This window comes from Ectobacillus panaciterrae DSM 19096 (genome assembly GCF_000430785.1).
Taxonomy (GTDB): domain Bacteria; phylum Bacillota; class Bacilli; order Bacillales; family Bacillaceae_G; genus Ectobacillus; species Ectobacillus panaciterrae.
The window spans coordinates 1-2,842 of sequence record NZ_AUMR01000171.1; the positions used below are offsets into that span (position 1 = coordinate 1).

General features: G+C 37.5%; 3 protein-coding genes. All 3 read left to right on the forward strand.

Features of this window, described 5'->3' with window-relative positions; translation table 11 throughout:
* The first annotated feature begins 518 nt into the window (after window positions 1-518).
* The 3 genes from H540_RS0121920 to H540_RS0121930 all read left to right on the forward strand — a co-directional run bounded on the left by H540_RS0121920 (window position 519) and on the right by H540_RS0121930 (window position 2,409).
* Complete coding sequence (locus H540_RS0121920; RefSeq protein WP_028402392.1) at window positions 519-1,070, forward strand: recombinase family protein; 552 nt, start codon at window positions 519-521, stop codon at window positions 1,068-1,070.
* A 190-nt stretch (window positions 1,071-1,260) separates the two neighbouring features.
* A complete protein-coding gene (locus H540_RS33545) occupies window positions 1,261-1,431 on the forward strand; it encodes a hypothetical protein (RefSeq protein WP_155891115.1) in 171 nt (56 codons plus the stop codon).
* A gap of 345 nt (window positions 1,432-1,776) precedes the next feature.
* Window positions 1,777-2,409 (forward strand): LysE family translocator, encoded by a 633-nt coding sequence (locus H540_RS0121930; protein WP_028402393.1) that lies wholly within the window; start codon window positions 1,777-1,779, stop codon window positions 2,407-2,409.
* The last annotated feature ends 433 nt before the right edge of the window (window positions 2,410-2,842 follow it).

The window sequence follows — 2,842 nt, forward strand, 5'->3', positions numbered from 1 at the left end:
TATAATTGGAATCGTGATCATTTGTTTTTCTTTTTGTCTTCGCTGTCTTTCTGCATTTAAATCAATGACATTCATGCTGTGTGTTCCTTTCTAACTATGTCCTCAACAAAAGTAAAAGCACTCATATTGAGCGCTTTACTTTAACTTGAATCACCATTATGTATTTATGAGACTCCCATCCCAATGTATATTCTACTATATTGATTTAGAATTTTCATTAAAAAATAAAAGAGATACCCAAATGAGTTCCTTTTTTATTGCATGAAAAGTTTTATAAAGATTTATTACATACTTGGGTAGGTTGATGGCGATATGACGATATCCTAGTTTATATGTTGCTTTATTCTGTTCAGAAAGTCACTATTTTCTGGACACGTCAATTTCATTCTTAGTTTCGTAGATTTTTCCCTACAAATATGTCCAAAAACTCTGTTCATAAATCTATGTTCAGATAATATCCTATGATTTAAGTTATGTTACAATGACAGGTAGATACATATGGTAAAGGATGGATAGAAATGAAAGTAGGATACGCTCGTGTCTCAACATCTGTTCAGAATTTAGATTTACAGATGGATTCATTACATAATCATGGCTGTGAGGAAATATTTACAGATAAGGTAAGTGGAGCGAAAGATAAACGATCAGGGTTAGAAGAGGCTCTTCGTTTTGTACGTCCTGGAGATACACTGGTTGTCTGGAGGCTGGATCGATTAGGTCGTAACATGCAGCATCTCATCCAAATTGTAAATGACTTAAATGAAAGAGGAATTAGCTTTCATAGCCTTCAGGAAAACATTACGATGGATAAATCCAGTGCAACTGGTCAATCAATGTTTCATCTATTCGCAGCATTTGCAGAATTTGAGCGAAATCTCATTCAAGAACGTTCGGAAGCCGGCCGCGCGGCCGCAAGGGCAAGAGGACGCTTAGGTGGAAGGCCAGAAAAGTTAGATAATAAGGAATTGGAGATGTTGAGAACCCTTGCAGCAAACGGAACACCTATTAAGGATATTGCGCAAATGTTGGGGGTTTCTCGTACCACGGTTTATCGATACTTAGAAAAATAAGTTTATAGACGTATTATCTTATTTTATGGATTATGATGAAAAAGAACGTATAGCCTTTGGGCTAATCGAAGAATGGGAAGAGGAAGAGACGATCGAGAGACAGCGAGAACCGCAGAGAGATTCCCGAGCTGAGATGATAGAGATAGAGCTAAGCCATTACAAAAGGAATTTTTAAAGGGGGGAACAAGGAATGAGGACACTAGGAAGATACGATTCTATCGTAAACAGGATAAACAAGGGAGAGCCAATGGAACGGATAGCAAAAGAATTTAATGTAGACACGGAACGAATGAAAAGAAAGCTAAGGAACTTAGGATTTTACTATAACGAAAAGGCAGGGAAATGGTTTTATATGCTCTAAGATGAGCGACAAGTTTACATATCAAGAGGGCGAACTAAAGATTTTAGGCAAAGGGGAAAAGAGAAGCTGATTTATGCAAGATTCTATACAAAAACAGGGCAGGGAACGGCAGGAGAGAGAGCCAAAAAGCCTGCCATATCAACAATGTATAAAAACATGAATATCTAATAATTTTAGTAGATGTAAGAAGTGTTGATATCATGGGGATGATGGGGATAAACAACTTCCGATAATGATATGTTATGTAAACCTCACATGTATAGAGTATACATTAATCTTTTCCCTCGTTAATCATGATAAAATGAACAATAAGAAAACTTATGTAAGATAAAAGGAGGAGGATTCATGGTCAGTTTTGGTACTTTGCTAGCTTTTGCCCTCGTTTCACTTGGCATGGTTTGTTCACCTGGACCTAACATGATTTATCTCATTTCCCGTTCCATTACGCAGGGACGCATGGCAGGATTCATTTCTCTTTTGGGTATCATGCTTGGCTTCATAATCTATATAATCGCAACAATGTTCGGACTTACAGTTCTTTTCATTGCTGTTCCCGTTGTCTACGAAGCAGTCAAGTTGGCAGGTGCCGCTTACTTGCTTTGGCTCGCCTGGAATTCGATTAAACCTGGTGCTACATCTATTCTAGAACCTCGTACTATTTCTATTGAACCACCACGGAAGTTATTTCTGATGGGACTCATGACTAATCTACTGAATCCTAAGATTGCTATTTTGTATGTGTCACTTCTACCTCAATTTGAAGATCCTAAGAAGGGATCGTTGCTTCTACAGGGTGCAGTTTTGGGCCTTACGCAAATAACGGTTAGCTTTATAGTCAACCTTCTAATTGTATTTACAGCGAGTAAAATTGCCAAGTGGTTTGGCACACGCCCAACTTGGCTGCGAGTGCAGCGTTGGCTCATGGCAAGCGTCTTGACAGGTCTTGCTGCACGTCTTGCTTTTGAACGCCGACAGTAAGAGGATCTGTCAAGGATTTGACTATCTTCTTGGAACAATTGTAAGGAAAGCAAGAAATATGAAAGTTAAATAATTAACTTCCGATAACACTGATTATGTGAACAAGAAATCCCTTCAGAACACAAGGTCTGAAGGGTATTTTTATAGTATCTGAGATACATTGACTTCCGATAATGAGATGTTATGTAAACTTCACATGTATATGGTATACAAAGAAGACACTAATACGTATCCAGTGTCTTTTTTGTACCTGGGGGTATTCAGGTTATGAATCTATATCATGTTATGCCTCGTATTTATTTTTATAACTATTGAATTGTTCATCATTTTTTTTGATACCCCTCTTGCTCAACTAAAGACCACACTTTATCTTGATTCCAAAAAAACAATCCAAATAATATATGTTTTAAGCCATACCAGTATGTATCCCAAT

Coding starts and splice junctions, on each gene's coding strand:
- H540_RS0121920 (WP_028402392.1), top strand. CDS start 519: ATGAAAGTAGGATACGCTCGTGTCTCAACATCTGTTCAGAATTTAGAT.
- H540_RS33545 (WP_155891115.1), top strand. CDS start 1,261: ATGAGGACACTAGGAAGATACGATTCTATCGTAAACAGGATAAACAAG.
- H540_RS0121930 (WP_028402393.1), top strand. CDS start 1,777: ATGGTCAGTTTTGGTACTTTGCTAGCTTTTGCCCTCGTTTCACTTGGC.